Source organism: Actinomadura sp. NPDC048955 (assembly GCF_040649435.1).
Lineage (GTDB): Bacteria > Actinomycetota > Actinomycetes > Streptosporangiales > Streptosporangiaceae > Spirillospora > Spirillospora luteofluorescens.
The window spans coordinates 1-24820 of the sequence record NZ_JBEZJI010000006.1 but is presented as its reverse complement, the minus strand read 5'-3'; the positions used below and the strand labels follow the sequence as shown (position 1 = coordinate 24820).

At 74.4% G+C, this 24820-nt stretch carries 21 protein-coding genes and 1 pseudogene; 10 read left to right on the top strand and 12 right to left on the bottom strand.

Features of this window, described 5'->3' with window-relative positions; translation table 11 throughout:
- Positions 1-20: 20 nt before the first annotated feature.
- The 4 genes from AB0C84_RS08325 to AB0C84_RS08310 are packed head-to-tail and all read left to right on the top strand — an operon-like array spanning position 21 to position 7630.
- The gene (locus AB0C84_RS08325; protein ID WP_361062743.1) at positions 21-1472 is read left to right on the top strand and encodes a hypothetical protein; all 1452 of its coding nucleotides are present in this window, start codon (positions 21-23) and stop codon (positions 1470-1472) included.
- Positions 1469-3427: a hypothetical protein gene (locus tag AB0C84_RS08320; protein ID WP_361062740.1), complete on the top strand. Its 1959-nt coding sequence runs from the start codon at positions 1469-1471 to the stop codon at positions 3425-3427. The genes AB0C84_RS08325 and AB0C84_RS08320 overlap by 4 nt, the downstream gene beginning before the upstream one ends.
- Positions 3402-4346: a MoxR family ATPase gene (locus AB0C84_RS08315; protein WP_361062737.1), complete on the top strand. Its 945-nt coding sequence runs from the start codon at positions 3402-3404 to the stop codon at positions 4344-4346. The genes AB0C84_RS08320 and AB0C84_RS08315 overlap by 26 nt, the downstream gene beginning before the upstream one ends.
- The gene (locus tag AB0C84_RS08310; RefSeq protein ID WP_361062734.1) at positions 4346-7630 is read left to right on the top strand and encodes an SAV_2336 N-terminal domain-related protein; all 3285 of its coding nucleotides are present in this window, start codon (positions 4346-4348) and stop codon (positions 7628-7630) included. Before AB0C84_RS08315 ends, AB0C84_RS08310 begins: the two co-directional genes overlap by 1 nt.
- Here the strand turns inward: AB0C84_RS08310 and AB0C84_RS08305 are convergent.
- The 4 genes from AB0C84_RS08305 to AB0C84_RS08290 are packed head-to-tail and all read right to left on the bottom strand — an operon-like array spanning position 7623 to position 13276.
- Positions 7623-8825 carry a hypothetical protein gene (locus AB0C84_RS08305; RefSeq protein ID WP_361062731.1) on the bottom strand — a complete coding sequence of 401 codons (1203 nt, stop codon included), beginning with the start codon at positions 8823-8825 and terminating at the stop codon, positions 7623-7625. The two genes, AB0C84_RS08310 and AB0C84_RS08305, sit on opposite strands and share 8 nt — an antisense overlap.
- A gap of 11 nt (positions 8826-8836) precedes the next feature.
- Complete coding sequence (locus AB0C84_RS08300; protein ID WP_361062728.1) at positions 8837-10876, bottom strand: hypothetical protein; 2040 nt, start codon at positions 10874-10876, stop codon at positions 8837-8839.
- Positions 10877-10886: 10 nt separating this feature from the next.
- Positions 10887-11843 carry a hypothetical protein gene (locus tag AB0C84_RS08295; RefSeq protein WP_179846981.1) on the bottom strand — a complete coding sequence of 319 codons (957 nt, stop codon included), beginning with the start codon at positions 11841-11843 and terminating at the stop codon, positions 10887-10889.
- 29 nt (positions 11844-11872) lie between these two features.
- Positions 11873-13276 carry a hypothetical protein gene (locus tag AB0C84_RS08290; RefSeq protein ID WP_361062725.1) on the bottom strand — a complete coding sequence of 468 codons (1404 nt, stop codon included), beginning with the start codon at positions 13274-13276 and terminating at the stop codon, positions 11873-11875.
- Between the two features lie 261 nt (positions 13277-13537).
- Between AB0C84_RS08290 and AB0C84_RS08285 the strand changes: the two genes are divergently transcribed.
- From AB0C84_RS08285 to AB0C84_RS08270, 4 genes are all read left to right on the top strand, one after another.
- Positions 13538-14971, top strand: a complete 1434-nt coding sequence (locus AB0C84_RS08285) for a DUF4407 domain-containing protein (RefSeq protein WP_361062722.1) — start codon at positions 13538-13540, stop codon at positions 14969-14971.
- A gap of 7 nt (positions 14972-14978) precedes the next feature.
- The gene (locus AB0C84_RS08280; RefSeq protein ID WP_361062719.1) at positions 14979-16496 is read left to right on the top strand and encodes a protein kinase; all 1518 of its coding nucleotides are present in this window, start codon (positions 14979-14981) and stop codon (positions 16494-16496) included.
- 25 nt (positions 16497-16521) lie between these two features.
- Complete coding sequence (locus AB0C84_RS08275) at positions 16522-16863, top strand: hypothetical protein (RefSeq protein ID WP_361062716.1); 342 nt, start codon at positions 16522-16524, stop codon at positions 16861-16863.
- A 110-nt stretch (positions 16864-16973) separates the two neighbouring features.
- Complete coding sequence (locus tag AB0C84_RS08270; protein ID WP_361062713.1) at positions 16974-17381, top strand: hypothetical protein; 408 nt, start codon at positions 16974-16976, stop codon at positions 17379-17381.
- A 7-nt stretch (positions 17382-17388) separates the two neighbouring features.
- Here AB0C84_RS08270 and AB0C84_RS08265 read toward each other — a convergent pair whose 3' ends face one another.
- Both AB0C84_RS08265 and AB0C84_RS08260 read right to left on the bottom strand, forming a co-directional pair.
- Complete coding sequence (locus AB0C84_RS08265; RefSeq protein ID WP_361062710.1) at positions 17389-17934, bottom strand: TetR/AcrR family transcriptional regulator; 546 nt, start codon at positions 17932-17934, stop codon at positions 17389-17391.
- Positions 17935-17962: 28 nt separating this feature from the next.
- Positions 17963-19126: an acyl-CoA dehydrogenase family protein gene (locus AB0C84_RS08260; protein WP_361062707.1), complete on the bottom strand. Its 1164-nt coding sequence runs from the start codon at positions 19124-19126 to the stop codon at positions 17963-17965.
- Positions 19127-19223: 97 nt separating this feature from the next.
- Between AB0C84_RS08260 and AB0C84_RS08255 the strand changes: the two are divergent.
- Together AB0C84_RS08255 and AB0C84_RS08250 are read left to right on the top strand one after the other, a co-directional pair.
- A pseudogene (locus tag AB0C84_RS08255) lies at positions 19224-19874 on the top strand (enolase C-terminal domain-like protein); the annotation flags it as partial.
- 103 nt (positions 19875-19977) lie between these two features.
- The gene (locus AB0C84_RS08250) at positions 19978-20145 is read left to right on the top strand and encodes a hypothetical protein (protein ID WP_361063242.1); all 168 of its coding nucleotides are present in this window, start codon (positions 19978-19980) and stop codon (positions 20143-20145) included.
- Here the strand turns inward: AB0C84_RS08250 and AB0C84_RS08245 are convergent.
- From AB0C84_RS08245 to AB0C84_RS08220, 6 genes are all read right to left on the bottom strand, one after another.
- Positions 20120-21355 (bottom strand): cytochrome P450, encoded by a 1236-nt coding sequence (locus AB0C84_RS08245; RefSeq protein WP_361062704.1) that lies wholly within the window; start codon positions 21353-21355, stop codon positions 20120-20122. The two genes, AB0C84_RS08250 and AB0C84_RS08245, sit on opposite strands and share 26 nt — an antisense overlap.
- Positions 21352-21942, bottom strand: coding sequence for an ATP/GTP-binding protein (locus AB0C84_RS08240; protein ID WP_258942685.1), 591 nt, complete (start codon positions 21940-21942; stop codon positions 21352-21354). Before AB0C84_RS08240 ends, AB0C84_RS08245 begins: the two co-directional genes overlap by 4 nt.
- A gap of 31 nt (positions 21943-21973) precedes the next feature.
- A complete protein-coding gene (locus AB0C84_RS08235) occupies positions 21974-22336 on the bottom strand; it encodes a DUF742 domain-containing protein (protein WP_179846991.1) in 363 nt (120 codons plus the stop codon).
- Positions 22333-22737, bottom strand: coding sequence for a roadblock/LC7 domain-containing protein (locus tag AB0C84_RS08230; protein ID WP_361062700.1), 405 nt, complete (start codon positions 22735-22737; stop codon positions 22333-22335). Before AB0C84_RS08230 ends, AB0C84_RS08235 begins: the two co-directional genes overlap by 4 nt.
- Before the next feature lie 129 nt (positions 22738-22866).
- Positions 22867-24519 carry an ATP-binding protein gene (locus tag AB0C84_RS08225; RefSeq protein WP_361062697.1) on the bottom strand — a complete coding sequence of 551 codons (1653 nt, stop codon included), beginning with the start codon at positions 24517-24519 and terminating at the stop codon, positions 22867-22869.
- A 120-nt stretch (positions 24520-24639) separates the two neighbouring features.
- Positions 24640-24820, bottom strand: a 181-nt coding sequence (locus tag AB0C84_RS08220) for a hypothetical protein (RefSeq protein ID WP_361062694.1), incomplete at its 5' end; no start/stop codon positions are given.

Genomic DNA, 24820 nt, shown 5'->3' with positions numbered 1-24820 from the left:
CGGACGGGGCCGGGCGACCGGTGAGGCGGGCTTTCCCGCATCTTCTGGTCCTCCTGCCCGGCCTGGGCGGAAGTGCCCTGCGCAGGGGAGACGAGGAGATCTGGGGGACGGGCGCCGCCCTGGCGCGGGCCATCGCCAATCCCGATCGGCTGGCCCTGCCCAAAGCGCGGCTGGACGATCCGGAATACGACGACGGCGTCGAGGCGTACGATCTCATGGCCATTCCGGTACCCGGGTTTTCCCGGATTCTCGGGCCTTACCAGAAGCTGCGGTCGCGCCTTCGCCGGCACTTCGAGCTGGACGACGCCAACCATCTGGAATTCGCCTACGACTGGCGGCGTCCGGTAGCGGTCAACTCCGCCCGGCTCGCCGGCGCGGTGGCGCCGCGCCTCAGGGCGCTGCGGGAGCGGTTCCCCGCCGCCGGGGTCATCCTCGTCGCGCACAGCATGGGCGGCCTCGTGGCGCTCGACTACATCCGCCGCCACGACGTCCGCCGCGACTGCCGGCGCGTCTACACGCTCGGCACGCCGTTCCGGGGCGCGGTCAAGGCCCTCGACACCCTCGCCAACGGGCCGCGGCTCGGGCCCGTCCCGTCCGAGCGGCTTCCGCTCGGGCACATCCACGAGGCGCTGCACCGCCTCCCGTCGGTCTACGAGCTGCTCCCGCTCTACCCGGTGGTCACCGACGCGCGGAACGGCTCCGCCCGGCCCGCCGCCCGGGTCGCGGAGCTCGCCGGTGCGATCGCCGGGCTCGACGCCGGGCGGGCCCGCGCCTCGCGGGACTTCCTGCTGGAGCTCAACGCCCCGCACGAGCGGCTGTCGGACGTCCGCCCGGTGATCGGGTACGGGCAGCGGACCGCGCAGCACGCCGTCCTGCGCCCCGGCGGGCGCCTGGAGGTCTCCAAGGCGGCCGGGTCCGGGCTGACCGGCGAGGACTCCGGCGGTGACGGCACCGTCCCGGCGGTCTCGGCGAGCCCCGCCGTCTACCAGGAGGTCCCGCCCGTCTACTGCAACCAGACGCACAACGGCCTGGCGCACGGAGGCGACCAGGTGGACGAGCTGATCCGCATGCTCGGCTACGACCTTTCGAGGCTGGCGCGGCGCAGGCCGGTCCTGTTCCCGGAACGACCGGACACCCCCGCTCCCGCTCCCTCCCGCGCCGAGGCCGAGCCCGACGACTTCGGGCCGCCTCCGGGAGAGCGCGTGCTGGGCCTCGACCTGGCCGACGCCTACCTCGCCGTGGAGCCGGTCACCGTCACGGGCAGAGCCGAGGGGTTCGAGGCGGGCGACACCCTGTGGTTCCGGTTCGCGGCCGGGGCCGCCCCGGCGCCCGGCGACCCCGCCACCACCGTGGTCGAGGACGACGGTTCGTTCGCGATCCCCTTAGGACTCGTCCAGCCGGGCCTCTACACGCTGTCGGTCGCGGCCTCTCCCAGAGGAGACGGTCTTCTCGACGTGGTGCACGTCTCATGAGCACGGACTGGACGTGGTGGTCCACCAACCCGGCCGACCTCGCGGTGTTCACCGTCCCCGCCGAGTACGAGCTGATGCGCGGGGTGGGGGAGGAGCTTCCCCGCACGGTGCTCGAACGCGCCGGGTTCGCCTATTCGCAGCTGCTCGACCTGGAGCTGGCCTACGACGGGCCCCTCTACCACTGGAACCCCAACGGCCAGAAGATCCGCCAGCCGCACCAGGTGGTGGAGACGGAGAGGCACGGCAACTGCCTCGACCTGTCGGTGGCCTACGCGGGCCTGTGCCAGCAGCTCGGGCTGCGACCGCTGATCGCGCTCCTCGATCTCCCGAACGGCCCCCACGCGATCGTGGTCCTTCCGGACGTCTGGCTCGACCAGGACGAGGCGACCCTGGTCTGGGGCCGGGTGCCCGCAGCGGACGGACTCGCGCGGCCCACCGCGGACCACGTCCGCGAGAACCTCGCGGGCCGGTGGCACCCGGTGGAGCTCACCGCCCTCACGCCGCTCCCGTTCGGCAGCCGGCTCGGCTTCGAGGAGGCCTGCGCCAAGGGCAGGGAAGTTCTCCACAGGTCGAACGGGACGACGATGGTGGACGTCGGCTTCGTCCTTCACGTGACCAACCGTCCGGTACGCGAGGTCGACAGGTCCCTCGTCGAGCGGCCCGCACCCAGGGCGTCCTTCGGAGACGAGGTGCGCCTGCGCTACGCAGGCAGGCTCGCCGCGCAGCCCGCCCGGTGGGACGTCGAGGGGCTGGAGGAGATCGCCTTCGACGGCGGGACTCAGGACCACGCCCTGACCGCTCCCGCCCTGCTGCGGGCGCTGCGCGCCAAGGCCGTCTACCAGGCGATCGGGGGGACGCCGGGCCTCCAGCACGCGCGCTGGTTCTTCTACGAGGCCACCGACCGGGTGGTCGACACCCAGAGCACGGAAGTCCTGCTCGTCGAGGCCGCGCTGACGGGCTACGACCGGGTTCCCGATCCCCTGACCGCCTTCCTCCTGCGGGTGGCGGCGCATCACGGTGTCGGCCTCGACCACCCGGACCTGCACACATGGGTGATGGAGCGCGGCCAGGAGAAGGAGGCCTCCGAGTACCTGCGGACCTGCAAGCGGCACTACTGGGCCCTGATCTTCCTCGGCGAGGAGACCATCGGCGCGGACCGGGACGGGCCGATCCGGTTGTGCGCCGTGGTGGAGCCGAAGCCCGTGGGCCTCCTGGAGGCCGCCGACGGCGACGGGTCGTACATCGACCACGCGCTCGTCAAGACGGAGTGCCGGTCCCCGGAGGAGCTTCCCGCCAAGCTCCACGAGCTCATCCGCGACCTCCAGAAGAAGCTGGAGAACGCCCCCATGGTGATCGACCTGGTGGCGCCCCTGCGCTTCCTCACCGAGGGCTACGAGCACCAGAGCCTCGTCCCCCTCCCGTCCGGTTTCAGGGAGCCGCTGAGCCGCCGGTGCAAACCGAGGCTGCGCTGGGTGAGGCACGTGCTGGACCCCGGCGTCCGGCAGATGCAGCACGACCGCGCCGCGGCCATGGCGGAGTCGGCGTGGGAGCACGCGCCGCCCCTCCTCTCGCCGGACGAGGCCGGCAGCTGGGACGCCGTCTCCGCGTGGCTGGCGCACGAGGCCAACGCGAAGCGGCCCTGCGTGCTCGCCGTCGAGGACGAGACGGTCCGCACCGAGGCGCTGGGCTGGCTGCTGGCCGCGGGGTGCGGCTACATCGTGTGGCACCGCCCCGGCGGCGTCGTGCAGATCACGCGGCGGCACTGGGACGAGCTGAAGGGGCACCAGCGCCGCCAGCTGCTGCCGGAGAAGCTCCTGAACGGCGGCAACGGCGCGAACCCGCCGTCGGTCATCTGGAACGACCCCACGGGCCGCCCGGGCTTCGACCTGCCCCTGGCCCGCCTGCAGAACCCCCCAGAGGAGAGCGACGGTGACCTGGAAACTGTTTCACGGTGACGGCAGGCCCCGGCCCGGCGGGATCGGCCCGGACGGCAGGCCGCTGCCGGCCTGGCGCGCCCTTCCCGACCTGCCGCCCTGGCGGGGACGCGCCGAGGGCGGCGGCCCCCCGGTGTTCGTCGCCCTGCCGGGCCTGGACGACGCCGTCAACGCGGCGCTCCACCTGCGCCGCCCGCTGCTGATCAACGGGTCCGCCGGGATGGGCAAGTCGACGCTCGTCGGCGTGCTCGCGCACGAGCTGCAACTCGGCGAGGTCCTGGAATGGCACATCACCTCCAAGAGCACGGTGAACGACGGGCTCTACCGGTACGACGCCCTGGACCGCCTGCACGCCGCCCAGCTGGCCGACGGGAACGCGCCCATCGGCGAGTTCGTCCGCCTCGGGCCGCTCGGCACGGCGCTGGCCGATCCCGGCCATCCGCGCGCCGTGCTCATCGACGAGATCGACAAGAGCGACCTCGACCTGCCGGGGGACCTGCTGAACGTCCTGGAGAGCGGCCGTTTCGACATCCCGCCCCTGATGCGCAGCAAGGGCGGCCCGTTCCGGGTGACCGGCGCCGACGGCCGGACCTACGACGTGGGGGACGGGAGGGTCACCCGCCGGCACTATCCGGTCATCGTGCTGACGAGCAACAATGAGCGGACGTTCGCCCCGCCCTTCCTCCGCCGCTGCATCCGCTTCCAGATCAAGAACCCGGACGCCTCCTTGCTCACCAGGATCGTGCAAGCGCACCTGCCGGAGATCGACGGCGCGTGCCGGCAGGACATCGAGCGTTTCGCGGGGCGGCTCCAGGCGGGCGAGAAGCTCGCCGTCAACCAGCTCCTGGAGATGGTGTACCTCGTCACGGGGCACGACCTCGGCGCCGAGGAGCGCGGGCGGCTGGAGAAGATCCTTCTGGACGATCTCGGCGAGCGGTGATGGACGGCCTCGTACGCGCGCTCGCCGAGTTCGGGCTGGCCCGCGGCGACGCGGGCCCCGACGCCGAGCAGATCCTCGACCTGCTGTGGCTGGCCCGGGACCCGCCGCCCCTCCCGGCCGGGCGGGCGGCCCCGGTCACGCCGTCGCCGCTCCGGGTCCCGGCTCCGCCGACGGTCCGGGAGGAGGCGATCGAGCGGCGACCGCCCGAGCCCACCGGGCCGGACTCGCCCGCCACGGTCGTGGAGCCGGTGTTCGCGGGCGACACGCCCTCCGTGCGGATCGGGGACGGCGCGGCCGGCTCGCCGGAGGCGGGCGGTCCACCGGAAGGGGGCGGCCCGGCCGAAGGGGCCGGCGCGGGTGACGAGGACGCCGCGCCGGGCCGAGCCGGCTCGGACGAGGGGCCCGACCGGCTCGTCCCGGTGACCGGTGTCGGCTTCAAGGGCGTGCGTCCGCTGCGGGACGCCCTTGAGCTGACCCGCGCGCTCCGGCCGTTCAGGCGGGCCGTGCGACCCGGACCGCTCGTCCCCGACGAGGAGGCCACGGTGCAGGCCACGGCCGAGGCCTGGGTCACCGCGGCCCTGTCCGCCCGGGCCGCGCCCTCCCGCGCCGGTGCCGCCTCGCCGAGGCCGCTGGTCGTCGTGACGCACCGCCCTCCGGTCCGCGCGCTGGACGTCGCCCTCGTGGTCGACACCGGCTCCTCCATGCGCATCTGGGAGCGGGCCTTCACGCAGCTGGAGCACATCTTCGTCCAGAGCGGCGCGTTCCGGGCGGTGACCCGGTGGGGGCTCCTCCCGCGCCGCGACGGCTCCCGCCTCGTCGACGCGGGCGGCACCCGCCATCCGCCGGACCGGCTCAGGGATCCGTCCGGCCGCCGCCTCGTGCTGCTGGCCTCCGACGCGGTCGGCGACCACTGGTACGACCGGGACATCTGGGAGACGATCGAGTCCTGGGCCGCGGTGATGCCGACGGCGCTCCTGCACGTGCTCCCGCGGCGCTACTGGGGCGAGACCGCGGTCGGCGAGCCGTGCCTGCGGATGCGGCTCGGCGCCCCGGGCACGCCGGCGCCGAACGCCCACTACACGGTGGAGCGCGGCTGGTGGATCACCGGGACGGCCGGCCTGCCGCTGCCCGTGGTCGGGCTGAGCCCGGCGGGGCTCGGCGGCTGGGCCGGGGCCCTCACCTCGGGCGCGACCTGGGCGGAGGGCATCTCCACCGCGGTGCCCGGGACGGGCCCGGCGGAGCACCCGAGCGCGTACAACCGCCGGCTGGAGAACCGGGACGGGCAGCTGCTCGCGGCGTTCATGCGCCGCGCGTCGCCGCGCGCCGTGCACCTCGCGCAGGTCCTGTCATGCGCGCCGACGCTGTCCACGCAGCTGATCGAGATCCTGCAGGAGCACCTCGCCCCCGAGACGGGGCTGGCCGAACGCGCGGAGATCTTCGTCTCGGGCCTGCTGGAGCCGGCCGGATCCGAGAGCTACCGGTTCCTGCCCGCCGCCGTGGAGACGTTCCGGGAGCAGGTCGGCCACCTGGAGGAGCTCAAGGCGTTCAACGTCGCCTCCGACCACCTGCAGCGCAACTTCGGCGTCGGCGGGGACCTGCGGACGCTCGTCCCCGATCCGGGCGGGAAGAGCGGCGTCCCCGTGGAGGCCGAGCCGTTCGCGCAGCTCCGGCGGAACATGGCCGACCGGCTGGCGGTGCTGACCGGACCGGAGGACGCCGTGGCGGCGATCCTCCCGGACGGGGGCCGCCCGTCCGGCGAGGGCTTCGTCCTGCCGGCCGGGCGGCACCCGGCGGGCGAACCCCCGCGACCGGTGTCCCTGGAGCCGGCGCCGTTCGACCGCGCGGCGGTGCCCGCCGCGCGGACGGCGCCCGTCCCGCGGGCGCTCCCGGCGCTGCCGGCGCCCGTGGCGGCGCTGGCCGGCCACGTGGCGGCGGTCGAGGGCGGCGGCGCGCTCACCATCCTCGATATCGGCGCGGCAGGCGTCACCCGCTACCGGGTGCACCGCGACGCGATGGGCACCCCGCACCCCAGCAGGCTCGCGACCGAACCCTGGACCGGGCTCGGGACGGAGGGGGCGGCGGCCCCGCGGATCGAGCGCCTCACCGGCGGCCGCGGCCCCCTGGCGGCGATCCGCACCGCCCCGGCAGGGCTGGCGGAGGCCGACCGGGTGGCCGCGCTGGTCCGCGAGGCCCGTCCGGACGCCGATCTCGTCACCGCGCCGGACGCCGACGTCGCCGGCTGGCTGCGCCGCGTCGTCGAGCGCGAGCCGATCCGCCAGCCCTACAGCCTCGTCGCCCTGGCCCCGCACAACGGCGCGGGGGGCCTGCGGCTCACCACCGTGCCGCTGTTCGCGCCGGGCGCCCTCCGCGACGACAGCGTGCCGGTCTCGGTGCGCTGCGAGCCCGGCGCCGACGCCGGAACGGCCTTCGCGGTCGGCGCGCACGGTCCCGACGGCCTGTTCCGCGTCATGTCGATCCGGTCGGCGCGGATCCGGTCGGGGCACCACGACCTCGTGGCGCGGCTGAGGCGCCCCGGCCTGGTCAGGTTCGGGGGGCTGGACGGCCTGGCCGCCGACCGCCGGGACTGGACGCAGATCGTCACCGCCGTCCCCGACCGCTACGACCCCCGGCCCCGGCCCCTGCACCTGGTCTGCCTCGTCGAGGTCAGCGGTGCGCGCGAGCGGGTCGCGGACCGGCTGAGCCGCATCGACCAGCTCGTCATGCTGCTGGGATGGGAGGTGCCCGCGGGCCTCAGCGTGTCGCTGGTCGCCTACGGCCGGCACGACTACGGGGACCGGCTCGGCCGCCGCGATCCCGTGCCCGACGTCCTGGCCTGGTCGGCCGACGCCCGGACGGCCCGCGCCGCGCTGTCCGCGGCGACGGAGCGGGCCCCGCTGCCGGTGACCTACCCCGACGCGGCCATGGTCGAGGACGCGCTGGCCGTCGTGGACGAGAGGCTGCCCCGGCGCCCCGGGGGCCGCACCGCGCTGCTGACGGTCGGCGACCGGCCGCCGCATCCGGCGCGGGTCACCGCGTCGGAGATCCTCCCGTGCCCGAACCGCCGCGACTGGACGGATCTGCTGCGGCGGCTGGAGGCGCGGGAGGGGATGACGTTCGCGGCGATCTGCGACGATCCCGCCCGGCGGCCGGAGGCCCCCTGGCGGCGCCTCGGCGGCGGGGCGCCGCCCGTCCCCCTCGACGTCGTCGACGCTCAGCGGCTGGCGATCGACCTGCGGCTCGTCCCGCCGATGGCGGCCCGGCTGCCCCTCCCGCTCGTCATCTGACAGGCTTCGCCCCCGCCGACAGCCGCCGCAGCGCCTCCAGCAGTTCCGCCGGGGGGTCGGAGAACGAGCCGAGGAGCTTCTCGGCGGCGGCGTCGTCGAGCCTGGGGCCGTGCATGAGCCGCAGCAGGACCGAGTAGAACAGCACCGCGATGGAGCCGGAGAGGTTCGCGTGGCCGGCCATGAGCCCGAGATCGTCGATGACCTTGCGGTGCTGCGCGCGCTTCTTGTGCGCGTCGCCGGACCGCAGTTCGGCGTCGAGCCTTCCGAGCGCGGTCACCAGCGGCTCGTGGCGCTCCTGCCGGAGCATGTCGCGGCACACGGTGAGCAGCGTCTCGATGTCGGACGACTCGCCGGTCGCGACGGCCACGGCCGTCTTCAGCGCCTGGAGCACGGCGCGGGGGTCGGCGAACGACAGGGGGGCGGCGGCGCTCGCCAGTTCGCCGCGGACGTCGGCGGAGCCGGCGGATTCCGTCAGCAGCGCCAGGTACCGCCTCGGCACGTCCGCACCGGCCGGCAGGTCCAGTGGCCGGTCCCAGGTGAGCGCCCGGGACCCGGACGGGGCGTGGTCGGTGAACGACAGCCGGATCCGGTGCTCGGCGGTGCTCCTCGTCCAGGTGGAGACCGACAGCCGGGCGCGCATCCCGTACGGCAGCAGCCACGCCACCTCGTCGAGGAAGCGCAGGCGTTCGAGCATGGGAAGCGCCCCGGCGTCCTCGATGACGACGGGCCGGCTCTCCCCGGACAGCAGGGTCGCGGCGGTCCCCATCGCGGGCCCGCCGGGCGGCTTGCCGGGTTCGCCGGCCGGGAGGACGACCGTCGCGGCGGCGCCGTCCGCGGGCGGATCGAGCGGGGCGAAGGCCCGGTACAGCGACTCGTAGGACACCCGGGCCCGCGCGAGCGGTGCGAAGGGGACGCAGAACACGCGCGTCACCGAGTCGCCGGCGGGCGCCGCCCCCGTCCCGCGCCAGGTCTCGATGGCGAGCGTCAGGTAGGGGACGTCCCGCAGGCGCGTCCAGCCGATCGTCACCTGTGGCAGCTCGGCCGGCGCGCCCGTGTGGTACCGGTGCACGATCTCGGCGAAGTTCCCCCGGCTGAACCGTCCTCCGCTTCCGGCGAGCACGCCGCGCAGGCCGGAGCGCCGGTCCAGCCCCCACAGCGCCCACTCGGCGGTGACCCTCGTCTCGTCGTGCGGCATGCGGCCTCCGATCAGGGGGGCGGGGAGTTGAGGCGCAACCACTGCAGGGTCAGCACCAGCAGCGTGAGCACCAGAAGCAGGACGACGACCGTCAGGAACGTGATCCAGGGCCCCTGGGGGTCGTAGTGGGGCTCGCGGTTCTGCCGGGGCCGGGACTGGCCGGGTCGCTCATCCGGTCTCGATCCTTCGCCCCACGACGGCGGAGCCGACGTCCCGGACGGGGAGGGGGACGCGTGCCGTCCCCGGCCGCCGCGCCGGGGACGGATCTTGCGGACGAATCTCTCCACCACGCTCCCGGACTCCTGCGGAGGACCGCTCGGGGGCGGCGGGTCCGGCACGGTGCCCTCCAGGATCGCCTCGATGTCCTCGGTGACCTGGGGACCGAGCGTGGACGACCGCAGCATCCGGCCGAAGTACGCGTCGAAGAGGGCGGCGCCGGCGTCCGGGGAGGGACCGTGCAGCGAGAGCGCGGCCGCGAACAGCGCCGGGGTCGGCTGGAGCGCCCGGCTCCCGTCCACGACCTCCTCGAACTCCTTGACGCCCAGCTGGGGGCCGTAGGCCGCTTCGAGCAGCCCGCGCAGCCAGGTGAACTGCGTGAGGTCGTCGTTCGGGAAGCGTCCGCGGAGCGGATGGGCCAGGTAGGCGTGCTGCCACAGCGCGCCGACGGCGTCCTCCTCCTCGGCGAGCCGCCGGGCCAGCTCGCGGAAGACCAGGTCGAAGAGGCCCACCCTGAGCGGCTCCCGCGCGGCCGCCGCGACCAGCGCACCGCTGTCGAGCCGGCCCAGGATCCTCCGGCGCCCGTCCTCGCCGCACCTGACCGCGATGAGGAGGTCCACGACCGGGTCGGCGCAGGGGTAGGTCTCCAGGGCCCGCAGGAGCAGGCCGTGGACCATCCCCGCGTCCTCCTCGATCTGGTCGAGATGGGCCTCGCTCAGGGTGCTCGCGTACGCCATCTGCAGCAGCGCCTGGTAGAGCTGGAGCTGCCGTGGCGGTGCGAGCACGGGCGACTCCTCCAGCAGCCGCTGCTCCTTGACGATCTGCCGGTACCGGCCGCGCTGCTCGGCCGTGATGCTCTGCGTCCGCAGATGCTCCAGCTGGTCGACGCAGTACTCGGCCGCCTCCCGCCGCCCGTTCCGGCGTGCGTCGGCGTAGGTGCGCAGCACCTCCGCCGGGTCCGTGTCGGCGCCGACCACGGGCGCCGGACGCTGCGGGGGAGAGTCGGCGATGTCCTGGAGGCGCCGCAGGGCGGCCCGGATATGGAGGTGACCGAACCCCATCGGCTTGTCGAGCCGGGCCAGCTCCCCGATCACGTGGGACAGGTCGTTCTGGCGGGCGAGGACGTCCAGGTAGGTCTGCGCGACCTGTTCCGCTGGAGGCACGGACGGCGGGCCGCTCCACATGACGGGAAACGCGCCCTCCCGCACGTGGCTGCTGAACGCGAGCCTGAAGTTGTGCTCCGAGGTGCTGCTCACCCAGGTCACCGCCGAGAACCTGGTCCGCATCGGGTAGGGCAGCAGGGCGGCCACGGTGTCCAGGAAGCGCAGCCTGTCCAGCATGGGGACGCCCTCCGCGCCCTCGATCTGGACCGGGGACCGGGTGAGCAGGAGCGCCGCCGCCCCCAGCGCGTCCGAGCCGACGCGGGCGGCGATCCGGTGCGGGTCGAGCCCGGGCACGCTGATCGGCTCGCCCGCGGCGGCGTCGTAGGTGGCGAGCGCCTCGTAGAGGTCCACGTAGGAGATCGGATGCCCGAGCTGGAAGTAGGGGACGCCGAAGTAGCGCGTGACCGCGATGTCCCGGCCGAGCCGGTCGCCCTCGCTGGACCATTCCTGGATCGCGAAGCCGAGGTAGATCTCGTCGCCGAGCCGCGTCCAGCTGATGGCGACCTGCGGCAGGTCGGTGTGGGTGCCCGGCGAGTAGCGGGAGATGATCTCCGAGAAGTCGTGCCGCCCCAGCCGGACGTCGCTGCAGCGGAGAAGGCGGAAGTCGCGCTCCTGCGGGTCCTTGCCCCACAGGGCCCATTCCGGCGTCAGCCGCACCCCGTCGGTGCTCATCGTCGACACCTCACCCTTGCTGATCGGCGGACAGGGACTGGGCGAGCCACAGCAGCGGCTCCATGACGTTGATGGGCCGCACGCCGCTGCGGATCTGGTAGCCGCCCGGAGCGGGGACCAGGTTCTGGTAGTCGCGCGGATCGAAGCGGTTCGTGCCGGGCGGGAGGTGGAAACCGATCGCCGAGGTCACGAAGAACCTGATGCGGTCCTGGTGGAAGAACTTCTTCAGCTTCCGCAGGACCAGTTCGGCGTTGCCGCTCGCCGACACCCCGCAGAGGCTCTCGAACAGGCGCTCGGCGTCCTCGTCCTCCATCACCCGCGGGAAGCCCCGCGTGTCGTCCGGGTCGACGCCGAGGACCCCGATGCTGTCGGCCGTCTTCAGCACGCTGACCTCGTCGAACTTGGTGACGCACACCGCCAGGTGGTGGGGGAGGCGGCCGCCGGGGAACGTGCCGGCGGCCACCATCCGCTGCGAGAGCTGGGCGAGCATGCCGTGCAGGTTCTCGAAAGCGTCGCCCTTCTCGTACTCGCGGATCGGGTCGAACAGGTAGAGGATGCCGCGGCTCTGGACGAGGTTGTCGAGCAGCCTGCGCCCGATCACCCGTCCCCGCTCGAACTGCTCGCCGCCGGCGTCGATCAGGTCGAGGCCGATCCGGCTCTCGGCCACGACGGTGCGCCGCCGCGGGAACCGTCCGGTGCGGACCGGGCGGTTCCCGATCAGGTACCACTTGTAGCGCTCGATGGCCTCGCCGGTCGCCCGGGGGAACTGCCGCCTGTCGGCGAGTGACCGGGTCAGGTCGGTCAGCACCTCGGTGGAGCCGGCGTCGGCGCCGACCACCTTCCAGTCGCCGTCCACCTGGGTCAGCGCGATGTCCAGCGCGGCGAGGAAGGTGGTCTTCCCGCAGCCGGCCGCCCCCCACATCGCGATGTTCTGCGTGGCGGCGCGCTCATCCTGTCCTGGTTGCATCCTCGACCTCGTCCCTCCGCGGGTGGACGTCATGACGGCTCGCTGATGGGGAAGGGCACGCGGTACCCCTCGTCAGGGCCGAGGCCCAGCCGGGCCACGAGTTCAGAAAGGCCGCCGCCGGCGTCCGCGCCCGCCGGGGGCTCTCCGGCCAGCCGCGCCCACGCCGGATGGGAGCGCGTGGCCGGACGGTCGCACAGGGCGCCGACCCGCACGCGCCGCTGGTGCCGGAGTCGTACCAGCGCCTCCTCCCAGTCGGTCCCGGCGGGGCAGGGAAGGTGCCCCGGCGTGGGCCAGAGCGGATGCGGCGGACGGTCGCCGACCAGGACCAGCGCCGTCCGCTCGGCCTCCGCGCCCCGGACGCCGGGGGCCGGCCGCGCGGCGGTGCGTCCGCGCGCGGCGAGCCGGGCGTCGACCTCGGCCAGGACGCACTCGACCGGCGCCGCGCGCGGATGGCCGGGCGGCCCGGGCGGGCGTGCGTCCAGCTCGTCCAGCGCGGCGAGCGCCTTGTCGGCGGACGCGTCCCAGAGCAGCACCTCCACCGGCGACCCTCGCGGCCGCCGCTCGTAGGAGTGGCTCCCGTACGCGATGAGGGACACCGTGAGCCCCGGGCGCATGCCCGCCGCCACCTCGCCGATCACCTCCCGCGCGCGGGAGACCCGGGCGGCGACCGCGTCGGCTTCCGCCGCGCAGACCTCCACCGCGCAGACCAGGTGGGTGCGCGGCATCGTCCGCGCGAGCCGCGCGGGAAGCGCGGCCACCAGCTCGTCCGTGCTGCGCTCCTCGCGGCTCAGGGGGCCGGGCAGCCCGTGGAAGGACACGCGCCCGGGCCCCCGCAGCTCGGCGCTGAGCGGGTAGCGGCCGGGCGCCAGCCGGATCCGCCGCCGCGACACCAGGCTCAGCGTCCTGCGCTCGCTCGACCACGCCATGACCGCGAACACGGTGCCGTCCTCTCCGGCGGGCTCGCAGCGCAGGGTCAGCGACGCCCGCTCGCCGCGCCGGGCCCCGACCGCGAACAGCAGCAGGCCGGACAGCTCGGGCCGCCCCGACGCCGCCTCCTGGACGGTGACGAGTTCGTAGCTCTGGCTCAACGGCTCGTCGTCGATCACCTCGCGGAGCAGTTCGGCCGTCCGCGCCCCGTGCACCCGCGCCGTGCGCGCGTCGGGCCGCTCCGCCGCCAGCCACTCGTGCGCCAGCAGCGGCCGCATCGCCGAGGTGAACGTGCAGGTCAGGAACACGGTCGGCGCGTCGTGCAGGCGCGGGACGCGGTCGAGCACGGCCCCCCGGTCGAGCTGGTCGTACCTGACCAGGCCCGACCAGGGCGTCCGCCAGGTGCGGCCGGACGGAACACCGTTCTCCAGCCGCACCAGTTCGTGGACGTCCAGGCCCTCGGCCGTCGCGTCCACCACCAGAAGGGGCTTTTGCGAAGAATGCATAACGATCGCTTTTGCAAGGCTTTCGCGTAGCTCCCCACTCTGTTCGATCAATGGCGGCTCCCGTCACCCCGTGGAAATACGGACTCAAGGCCGGCCCCCAGGCCGCGAGACTGCATCGATTGTGGGGCATGGGATCGCATTACCGGCCCCTCAATGGCCTGATCTGGCCAATGGCTTCAAATGGGGACTGCGCCACACTGCCCTCCGAGTTCGCTGTTTTATGCTTATCCATCCCAACCATCGGCGCGAGCGGGGGCCGAATTGCGCAGAATTTTGATCACCCTCTCCGGCGCCCGGGCCTCGGTCCTCGACCAGTGCCCGACCGAGCGCGGCAAGTTCGAGGGCATCGGCGGCGCCGTGCTCACCACCAGCACCCTGGCGACCATCTCCATGTGGTTCGCCCTCTCCAGCGCCATCGGCGTCCACCCGGTCGCCGCGATGCCGCTCGCGCTGCTCTGGGGCCTGGCCATCCTGAGCCTGGACCGGTGGCTGGTCGCCACCATCCCCTCCAGCGGCGGCCGGCGCTGGAAGCTGGCGCTGCCCCGGGTGGCGATGGCCGTGCTGCTCGGCTTCGTGATCTCGACCCCGCTGGTGCTGCAGATCTTCCGGGCGGAGATCGACGCGCAGATCGTGGAGATCAAGCAGCGCCGGGCCGACGACTTCGCGCTGGACCAGAAGAGGGGCGCCATCGGCGCCGACGTCGCCCGCGACCGCCAGGCGGTCGCCGGCCTCCAGCAGGTGATCGCCTCCCAGGGCGACGTCCCGCTCGACCCCGCCTCCGACGTCCGGATCCGGGCGCTCACCCAGCAGCGCGACGACCAGCGCAAGCAGATGCAGAGCCAGTACCAGCAGTGGCAGTGCCAGCTCTACGGCGGCCCCCAGTGCCCCCGGAAGGGCGACGGGCCGCTCGCCGCGGCCAGCGAGGCCGCGTACCGCAACGCCAAGAAGCGCGTGGACGACCTCAACGGCCAGATCGAGGACCGCAAGCGCGAGCTCACCGCGACGGGCGACGCCGCCAAGCGCACCCGGCTGGAGCAGGCGCAGGCCGACCTGCCCGCGGCCCGGCAGCGGCTCACCGCCGACGAGCGGCGCCAGGCCGATCTCCAGCGGTCCTTCGACGCGCAGAACGGCAACACCCACGGGCTGCTGATCCGCCTGCAGGCGCTGGACGAGGTCTCCGGCAAGGACGTCGTCCTGAACGGCGCCCGCATCCTCCTCTTCCTCCTCTTCCTGCTCATCGAGTGCCTTCCGGTGGCGGTCAAGCTGCTCCAGAAAACCTCGAATTACGATCAGATCCTCGCGCTGGAGGCCAAGAAGGAACTCCAGCAGGCCAAGAAGAAGATCGTTCCAGTCCCGGGAAACCTGTTCGGGGGCGAATCCGGCGGGTCCGTTCATGATATTTGGGGTGAGCGCCAAAGGGAGCAGGAGGAATGGCGCCCGGCCCGGCCGTCCGGACCGGGCAGGGAAACGGGGTCTTCCGGCGGCGAAGGCGGAATCCAAGGCGCCCCGGAATGGGGTTCCGGGCCCGGCGGCCCTCCGCCCGGCACCCGGCCGGAGGCGTCCGGCGACGGAACGCCGCCCTCCAGCGAGCACGAGGCGATCCGCAACGCGCTCGACACGCGCGTGACCCGGACGGTCGACTCCTCCGACCGCTCCGACGGCCAGCCCCTCTACACCGACGACGACGATTTCTGAGCCGCCGGTGGCCGGGCGCGACCCCACGCTGAACGGCCGGTACCGCGTCCTGTCCCGGCTCGGCGCCGGCGGGATGGGCACCGTGTGGGTGGGCGACGACCTGGTGCTGCACCGCCGCGTCGCGCTCAAGGCGATCAATCTCGAACCCGGCCGCCCGGGCGAGGCCGGCCCCATCGTCGCGCGCGCGAGGCGCGAGGCCCAGGCACTGGCGCGCGTCGGCCACCCCGCCGTGGTCGAGATCTACGACCTGTTCGTCGAGGACGGCGTCCCCTGGCTGGTGATGGAGCTCATCGACGGCCGCACCCTCGCCGACCTCGTCGCCGAGGGCCCCGTCGCCGAACGGGAGATCGCCCGGATCGGGCGGTGGGCGCTCGAAGGGCTGGACGCGGTGCACCGCGCGGGCGTCCTGCACCGCGACGTGAAGCCGGCGAACATCCTCCTCGCCGCCGACGGCCGCGTCCTGCTCGCCGACTTCGGCATCGCGCGGCTGGCCGGGGCCGCGTCCCTCACCGTCACGAACACCGTCCTCGGAACGCTGGAGTTCATGGCCCCGGAGCAGATCGCGGGCCACGACGCGACGGTCGCCTCCGACCTCTGGTCGCTCGGCGTCACCCTCTTCCTCGCGCTGGAGGGCTACTCGCCGTTCCGCCGGGGCGCGGACGCCCTCAACGTCCCCGCCACCCTCTACGCGATCGTGCACGACCCCGCGCCGGCGCCGAGCCGCCCCGGCTCCCTCGCCGACGCGATCCTCCGGCTCCTCGACAAGGACCCGGCCACGCGGTCCGACGCCGCCCGTTTGCGGAGCGCCCTGGAAGAGGTGGCGCGGGACGTCCCGCGGCCCGCGCCTCCCCGTCCCGCCGCGGTGGAGGCGCGGGTGCCGCGCGCGGAGGGGGCCGAGGTCCCCGGGCGGGCCGGGAGGCCGGGCGCGGTCCGCGCGGCACGCCCCGTGAGCGCGGCGCCGCCGGTGAACGCGAGACCCCCCGCTGGCGCGGCGGCCCTGGTCGAGAACATGACGGTGGACGAGGCCGCCCGGGCGGTCGTGAAGGCCGGGCCCGCGGCCGCCGCTCCCGCGTTGCTGGCGCTGCCCCGCCACCGCGCCGCGCTGATCCTGGCGGAGCTGCCGCCGGCGTCCCTCGGCGGGGTCCTCGACGCGATGGCGGCCGTCCCGGAGACGACCGCGCTGATCCTGCCGATGTTCACCGCCGAGCGGGCGGGCCGCGCCCTCGGGCGGATGACCGGGAGTCGCGCGCTGGCGGTGCTCGCCGCGATGCCTGCCGGCGAGGCGGCGCGCATCGTCGCGCAGGCCGACCAGCGGACGGCCGCCTGGGTGCTCGGGGCGCTGCCGCCGTCCGAGGGGGCGCGCCTGCTCGCCGCGATGCCGGTGCCGCGCGCCGCCGGGGCCCTCGGATACGTCCCCCCGCCGACCATCGCGGCCCTGCTGCGGGGGCTCCCCGGCGACCGGGCCGCCGCCCTGCTGCGAAGGCTCGCCCCTGCGGTCCGGGCGCGGGTCGACCGGCTGCCGTGAGCACCCCCCGAGTGAGGAGAACGACATGCGGGACTTCTACGCGACGATGGCCCAGGTTCTGCCCGTCCTCCTGCTGGCGCTCATCTGGGAGTCGAGGTACCTGCAGGAGCTGCGCGGCGAGCACCGCGTGACCCGCCGCGCCGACCCGGCGAACGGCGTCCGGTTCTGGACCAAGCCCCGGGTGCGGATCTACGGCTTCACCGCGGCCGGCGCCATCGTCGTGACGACGGCGCTGTGCTTCCTCGTCCTGGCGGGCGCGCTCCACGACGGCGTCTGGCTCCGGGTCGCCGTCATGTGCGGGCTGGCGCTCGCCCTGGCGAGCCTGCTGTTCCGCATCTGCGTCGAGCTGATCAAGGCGACGCGATGACCGGCGCGGATCCGAACCCGGCGGGCACGCCGCGCGTACGAGGGAGTGGGGCCCCGCGGGGCCCGGCCGACGCGACGTGAATGGACAGGGATTCGTGAAGCCTGCGCGGGGTGACCGGAGTGGGTGACCGGGCGGCGAGCGCCGGGTTCCTGTCACGGCTGCTGGAGGCGCTGGAGGACGACTGCGCGGAGTGCGGGGGGACGGGCAGCACCCCGAACGGGCAGTGGCTCGCCTGGCACCGGCGGGCCGGCGAGCTGATCGCGGTCGCCCAGGCCGCCCGCCGCGCCCACGAGCTGCGCCCCGTCCCGGGCGCCCCGCCGGCCGCCGCGCCCGAGCACGCCGAGCCCGCCATCGTGACCGCCGTCGAACGCGCCATCGACGATCACATGCGGGCCCGCCCGGAGGAGCCGGAGGAGGAGCGCTGCGCCGCGTGCCGCGGCCTCGGCAAGGAGCTCACCCCGGCCGGGCGGCAGTTCGCCGAGGTGCTCGCGCGGCACGGCTTCGTCCGCCGGGAGTGAGGCCCGGCTAGGGAGCCAGGAGGATCTCCAGCACGCGTTCGCGCGGGTCGGGCCCGGCCTCGGGCACGAGGTAGCCGCCGGCCCAGAACCGCAGCATCAGCCGCGCCCGCAGGAGCGCCTCCTCCGCCTCGAAGCCCAGGTCCTCCAGGCATGCGGCGATGTGGCCGAGCAGCGCCCGGTCGGCGTGCCGCACCGCCTCCTCCGCCGCGGGCTCCTCCTGGGCCCACAGCCGCATCGCCCGGTCGATGGGCGCGACCTCGCGGCCGAGCGCCTCGATGCGGCGCAGCCGCTCGCGCGGGTCGGCGGTGCTGCCGAGCGCGAGCCCGAGCACCTCGTCGGTCCGCTCGTGCGCCCACCGGTCCAGCAGCGCCCGCATCAGCTCCGGTCGGTCCCGGAAGTGCCAGTAGAAGCTGCCCTTGGTGACGCCGAGCCGGGCCGCCAGCGTGGTGATCGCGACGCCGCGCTCGCCGGCGCGGGCCAGCTCCCCGTAGGCGGCCTCGATCCAGTCGCGCCGCGCCACCCTGGGCCGCGCCGCCCTCGTCCGGGCCGTCATCCCACCCCCTGTCTCCGCCGGGCCGCCGTCACACCAGGGTCACCGGGCCGGGATCCAGGCCCAGCTCGATCCTGCCGTAGAGGGCGTACGCCGCGTCCGGTTCGAACACCACATGCCCGGAGAGCGTATTCACGTCCCGCTGCGCCCGCTGGAAAGGGGAGTCGGCGAACTGCGCGCTCGCCCCGGCCGCCGAGCACAGGTCGTTCACGACCCGCCGCGCCGTCCCGGCGACATGCGCCGCCACCAGCCGGGCCCCGGCCCGCCGCCGCAGGTCGCAGCTCCCCTCGGCCACGGCGCGGACGACGCCGCGCAGGGCGTCCTCCAGCAGCAGCCGGGCGGCGGCCAGGTCCGCGGTCGCGGACGCGAGCCGCACCTGCGCGCCGGTCGTCTCGCGCTGCCGCTCGCCGGAGTAGGCCATCACCCGGCCGCGCGTCCGTTCGGCGAACCGTGCCAGCACGCCTTCGGCCACGCCGAGCACGGGCGCGGCGCCGGTCAGCGCGAACACGGGCACGAGCGGCGTCCGGTAGAGCGCGCCGGAGTGGACGAGGGACCCGGGCGAGCGCCCCTCCGCCAGGTCGAGGAGCGGCACCGACCGGTGCGCCGGGACGAACACGTCCGCCACCTCGATGTCGTTGCTGCCGGTGCCCCGCATCCCGCTGGTGTGCCAGACGTCGTGGACGGCCACCTCCTCGCGCGGCAGCAGGAACAGCCTCGGCTCGACGGCGTCGTCCGCGGTGACCAGCGCCATGACCATGACGTGCCCGGCGTGCATCACCCCGCTGCCCCACGACCAGCGCCCGGTGACCCGGTGCCCGCCGTCCGCGGGTGCCGCCGTCCCGGTCGGCGCGAGGACGCACGGGATCAGCGCGTACGGCCGGTCCGCCCAGACCTCGGCCTGCGCCCGCTCGGGGAAGAGCCCGACCATCCAGTTGTGCAGCGTGTAGATGACCGACAGCCATCCCGTGGAGGCGCATCCGGCGCCCGCCTCCCGGCACGCCGCCGCCATCTCCTCGAACCCGCGCTCGGCCCCGCCGAACCGCTTCGGCACCAGCATCGCGAAGAGCCCGGTCGCGGCCAGGTCGGCGATGGTCTCGTCGGGCAGCCGCCGCGCCTCCTCGGCGGCTCGCGCACGTCCGGCGAGCGTCGGCGCGAGGTCCCGTACGCGGCACACGATCTCATCTCCATACTCCATGGTACGGAACCGTACTCCAAGGTATGGAGACCGGCCAGGGCCCCTCCCGGTTCAGGCCCGGCGCCAGCGGTAGGTAGACGCCGACGGAGGGAGAACGATGTGTCCGCGGGAGGGTGCCGAAGTCGAAGGCGTCCGGGTGCACGCCTTCGAAGTGCCCACTGACGGCCCCGGCGGCGAGGAGGAGGACGGCACGCTCCGCTGGGACTCCACGACCCTCGTCCTCGTCGAGGCCCACGCGGGCGGGCGGACCGGGATCGGCTACACCTACGGGGACGTCTCGGTCGCCGCGTTCGTGGAGTCCGCGCTAGCGCCCGCGGTGCGCGGCGCCGACGCGCTCGCCCCGCCCGCTGCCTGGGAGCGGATGTTCGCCGCGATCCGCAACGCCGGACGACCCTGCGCGGGCGCGATGGCGGTGTCCGCCGTCGACGTCGCGCTCTGGGACCTCAAGGCGAAGCTCCTTGGGCTTCCACTGTTCAGGCTCCTGCCCGCATTCCACGACCACGTGCCCGTCTACGGCAGCGGAGGCTTCACGAACTACTCCCTGGACCGGCTGGCCGGCCAGCTCGCCGGCTGGGTCGAGCAGGGCGTCCCGCGCGTCAAGCTGAAGGTCTCGCGGCGCCCCGACGAGGACCCCCGGCGCCTCACCGCCGTCCGCGAAGCGATCGGGGACGGCGTCGAGCTTTACGCCGACGCCAACGGTGCCCTCACCCGCAAGGACGCCCTGTACTGGGCGCGGCGTCTCGCCGAGGAGTGGGACGTGCGGTGGTTCGAGGAGCCGGTGAGCTCCGACGACCTCGCGGGCCTGCGCCTCGGTCGACCGCTTGCGCCACCTGGAGTACTTCCACGACCACGTGCGCGTCGAACGCCTGATCTTCGACGGGACGCTCACCCCCGCGAACGGCGCCCTCGTCCCCGCCCCCGACCGTCCCGGCCTGGGCCTGGAGGTCAGATGGCCCGACGCGGAGCCCTACCGCACCTACGGCTCCAGGGGAGTCAGTGGGAGGTCATCGTGGGGGTGAAGGTGACGGGGAGGGCGGCCAGGCGGCGGACCCAGAAGGACGGGAGCCACAGGAGTTCTTCCGGCTTGACGGCCAGTTCGATGTCGGGCAGGCGGTCGAGGAGGACCTCCACCGCCGTCCTGGCGACGACCTCGGCGAGCTCCGGGGCGGGGTAGGGGCATCCGTGGTCGCCGTGGCCGAACGACAGGTGCGCGCGGTTGCCGGCGCCGACGCCCTGCGCGGGCGGCTGGACCTGGGGGTCGGCGTTCGCCGCGGCCCAGCCGAGGATCAGCATGTCGCCCGGACGGATCTTGCGGCCGGCCAGCTCGCAGGAGCGCACGGCGAAGCGCCCGATGTTGTTCTGGGACGGCGTGTCCTCCCACAGCACCTGGTTGAGGGCTTGCGAGACGCTGCCGCGGCCGCCCTGGAGCGTCACGGCGAACTGCTCGTCCACCAGCATCAGCCGCAGCGTGTTGCCGATCCAGTGGCCGGTCGGCAGGGTCCCGGCGCTGAGCATCGGGATCAGGTCGCTGATCAGCTCGTCGACGGTGTAGCCGGCGGGGTGCTGGAGCAGGCGGGACGTGACGTCCGGGCCGGGGTTCGCCCTGCGCGTCTCGGCCAGCCGGCGCATCGTCTCCTGGAGCCGCTGGTAGGCCGCGACGGCGTGCTCGTCGGAGCCCGCCACGTTCTGGATGTCGCGGATCATGTCCGGCACCTCGGCGTCGGGGACGCCGAACAGGCCGACCATCACCATCGGGGGGAGCCGGTCGGCGAACTGGGTGCCGAGGTCGGCCTCGCCGTCCCCCGCGAACTCGTCGATCAGGTGGTCGGCGACGCGCTCGCTGATGCCCGCCAGCTCGGTGCGGTCGACCGCGTCCAGCGAGTCGCTGATCGCCGCGCTGCGCCGGTGGTGCTCCTCGCCCTCGGCGAGCATCACCGAGGGGTTCCAGCCGACGAACGGCAGCAGAGACCAGTTCTCCGGGACCATGTCCCAGGCGTTCCAGCGGCGGGTGTCGCGCGCGAACAGGGCGGGGTTGCCGGTGACGTGGTTGACCTCCCGGTACCCGATCACGTACCAGGCGGGGATGTCGCCTTCGAGCAGGACGGGCACGACGGGGCCGTGCTCGCGCCGCATCCGTTCGAAGAAGTCGCTCGGCCGCTGGTCGAACTCCTCGCCGTACAGGCGCACGGCGTTCTCGTCGGCGGGCGGCCGGACGGTCGCGTCGGTCACTGCGCGGCCTCCTGGAGCGCGGCGGGATCGTGGAGGGTGGTGAGGTGCCGGACGAGCGTGATCAGCACGTTCTTGGACGAGTCGCGCTGCCGGGCGTCGCAGTCGATCAGGGGGACGTCCTCGGGCAGCGACAGCGCGTCGCGGACCCGGTCCAGCGGGGGGCGCGGCTCGGGGCCCTCGAACCGGTTGACCGCCACCACGAACGGCATCTTGTGGTGTTCGAGCCGGTCGAGCGGATAGAAGGACTCCTCCAGGCGGCGCGTGTCCACCAGCACCACCGCGCCGAGGCTGCCGGAGAACAGCTGGTCCCAGATGAACCAGAACCGCTGCTGGCCGGGGGCGCCGAACAGGTAGAGCACGCGGTGGGCGTCCAGGGAGATCCGGCCGAAGTCGAAGGCGACCGTGGTGGTGCGCTTGTCGGCGACGCGGCTCGGGTCGTCGATGCCGACGCCGGCCTTCGTCATGACCTCCTCGGTGCTCAGCGGGGGGATCTCGGAGATCGAGCCGACCATGGTGGTCTTCCCGACGCCGAACCCGCCCACGACCACGATCTTCAGCGCGTCCCGGACGCTTCGCCGCAGCGGCACGCCGCCCGCGGGCGCGGGGTCCGGTGCGCGGTCAGAGGGCTTTGAGTCCAACGAGCACCTCCTTCAGGGTGTCCAGGTCGGCCAGGTGGGTGGTCGCGGTGGCCGACGTCGGATGGCGGACGGTGATGTGGCCGGTGTCGCGCAGGTCGAGCAGAAGGATCTTCACGACGCTCACCGGCAGCCGCAGATGGGAGGACAGCTCGACCACGGCCACCGGCTCGTTCCGGCACAGCCGCAGGATCGCGACGTGCTCGGACTGCATGCCCGGCGCCGGGTCGTTCTCCGCGACGACCAGCGTGACGAGGTCGAGGTCGGCGTCGCCGGCCCGGCTGCGGCCACCGGTCACGGTGTAGAGCCGGTCCGGCCCGCCGAGATCCAGGGGTCGGGGGGTCATCTCGACGCGGACGTGCGCGGAGCCGCGGTCAGGTAGCCGCCGATCTGCTCCACCAGCTCGTTCATGCTGTGCCCGACCAGGCCGACGTCGGCGTCGTCGCCGGCCACGACGGCCAGGTGCGCGCCCTCGCCGGCCGGGATGATCAGCAGCAGCCCGCCCGGGAACTCCACCATCGCCTGGCCGGCGCCGACGCCCCGGCCGAACTCGTGGGAGGCGGTCATGGACAGGCTCTGGATGCCCGAGGCGATGGCCGCGAGCTGGTCGGCCCGGTCGTTGCTCAGCCCGGGGGTGTGGCAGATCTTCAGGCCGTCCCGGGACAGCACGAGGACGTGCTGGACGCCGGGGGCCCGTTCGGCGAGGGATGTCAGCAGCCAGTCGAGTCGACGCTCATCGGTGCTCATCAAGATCACGGGGCGCCGTCCGCCGCAGACGCGGGCCCCTGCCTCCTATCTGTCGATCCTGCGGTCCGGACGAGGCCGCCGGGACCGGTCGGCCGGCGGCCGTCCGCGGGACGGGCGCCGGGCCATGAGCTACTGATCGGGGTCTTCGGTGGACGTGTCCTCCCGGGCGGAGCCGGTGCCGGCGCCGCCGGTCGTTCGGTGGCTCCCCGACGTGGACGCGCGGAACGCGGCGAACCGCGCCCCCGGATCGCGGGGGAGCGGAGGCGGGGCCGCCGGCTGCTCCACCTCCTCGGTGAGGGTGGCGCCGCGCCGGCGTTTGGGCAGGTACGCCGACGGGTCGGGGGCGTCCGCGCCGGGCGCCGCCGCCATGGCCGCGGCGGGTTCGCGGACGGGTCCGCGGGCGTGGGCGCCGGTGCTCCGGGGCGCGCTGCGGATGGACTCCGCCAGCGTTCCCGTGCCGGGCCCTTCGGAGGAGTGGGTGACGAGCTGGCGCGGGATCAGCACGACCACGCCGACGCCGCCGCGCGAGGACGGCCGGAAGCTGACCCGCAGGCCGTGCTTGCCCGCCAGCCGCCCGACGACCGCCAGGCCCAGCCGGGTGCCGGGCAGCGACGTCAGGTCGGCGGCCTCGGAGACCAGCCGCTCGGCGCGCTCCCGCTCGCGCTGGCGCATCCCGAGCCCGCTGTCCTCGACGGTGACGACGATCCCGGCGTCCTCCTCCTCGGCGTAGACGTGCACGGCCGAGCCGTGCGGGGAGAAGTTGGCGGCGTTGTCCATCAGCTCGGCCAGCGCGTGCATGACGCCCTCGGCGGCGAAGCCGGCGATGGCGGCGGTGCTGGTCGAGTGGTACTGGACGCGCTGGTAGGAGGCGATCCGCCCCATGGCGCCGCGGATGACACTCTCCAGCACGATGGGCTTGGTCCAGCGCCGTCCCGAGCGCCCGCCGCTGAGCAGCGCGATGCTGTCGGCCAGGCGCCCCATCTGGGAGACGTGGTGGTCGAGGTCGAGCAGGTCGCCGAAGACCTCGTCCTCGCTGTAGCGGTCCTCCAGGTCCCGGAGCTGGGCGAGCATGCGGGTCGTCTGCGCCTGGATCCGCGCGGCCGCGGCCGCGGAGGCCGCCATGGCCGCCGCCCGGGTGCGCTCCCCGGCGGCCACGTCGTCGGCGAGCGCGCGGAGGAGCCGGCCGAGCGCGGCGTGCGCGGGCGCCGGGAACTCGGCCAGCACGGACGCGGCCGAGGCGCGGTCGCCGCGGATCCGCTCGATCAGGACGGGGAGCGTCGAGTCGGCGAGCCGGTCGACCTCCTCCTCCAGGGCGGCCAGCTCGGCCTCGGCCCGGGACGCGTGCCGCTCGCTCGCGGCGACGCCCTCCGCCACCAGGCGCACCAGGCGGCCCAGCAGGTGGTTCGGGACGGCCTGCAGCCCGGCCAGGGTCTCGTCCGGCCCGGCTCCGGCGTGGAGCCGTTCGATCAGGGCCGGGAGCGGTCCGTCGACCAGTTCCTGGAGCCTGCGCTCCAGGAGGTCGCTTTCGCCCTCGACCCGGGCCAGCCGGGCGCGGGCGGCGCGGGCGCACACGGCGTAGTAGGCCGCGGCCCCGACGGCGAGGCTCACCAGGAGGGTCCCGATGCCGCCGCCGAGGGCGACGACGGTCCGCGCTCCCCGGTCAACGGCCAGGAGCGTTCCCAGCCAGGCGCCGCCGCTGACGATCGCCACGATCAGCCAGACCCAGAAGGCGCGTTCCAGCGCGGCGCGCTCGGTGCGTGCTCGATCCGCTCGCGTTGCCATCCCTCGTGTCCCTGTGAGCGTCGGTGACTGGCGCGCAGGACTTTCTCGACCCGCTGCACGGTGGTCATATCGGAATAAGGCGTGACAAGGATGCACCAAAATACCGGGGCACACAGGTGATCACGGAAAATGGTCGTCCTCTCCCGGCCGCGCGGCAGGTGAGCGCGCCGGGCGGGCCCGCGGGGCGCCCGGTCCGGCGGGCCGGGCTCCCGGCGCCCGCTCGCCGCCCCACGCCTCGGCACCGAACTCCTGCGCCGCGCCACCGGCTTCACCGCCTTCGGCGACCGCGAGATCACCCGCG